Genomic DNA, 453 nt, shown 5'->3' with positions numbered 1-453 from the left:
ATGTTGGGAGCGAGAGCGGACGGCGACGCCCGTCAGGGCGTTCGCCGTCCGGCTCCACGCGACCGGCTGTTCGCTTAGAGAGACACAAGAGATTCTTCGATTGTTCGGCGTTCAACGCTCTCATCAGACGATCTTTCAGTGGGTACATCGAGTAGCTGACAGCGTGCCCGACCCGCCTGAGGCGCAGCCGAAGCGGATCGCGGTAGACGAGACCGCTGTCAAAATCAATGGTGAGTGGTCTTGGTTGTATGCTGCAATAGACCTCGACACTAAGTTGGTTTTGGGTGTCGATCTGTTCAGATCCCACGGCACGGATCCAGCTGCTACGTTTCTCCATGGACTCTCCGAGAAACACGACCTCTCCGAGGCCGTGTTTCTCGTCGATGGCTTCGGCTATCAGACTGCCCTTGCTCGATTAGGACTCAGCGGTCGGCGTGATTATACAGACCGAAA

1 protein-coding gene is annotated in these 453 nt (G+C 57.0%); it reads left to right on the top strand.

The genetic code is table 11. The features are described from left to right. The coding region (locus O2S87_RS18825) for an IS6 family transposase (RefSeq protein WP_475410237.1) at positions 1 to 453 on the top strand (453 nt) is incomplete at both ends.

It is taken from the genome of Halohasta sp. A2 (assembly GCF_056175805.1).
Note: the sequence above shows the minus strand (reverse complement) of the source record. Positions and strands in the feature narration are given on the sequence as shown.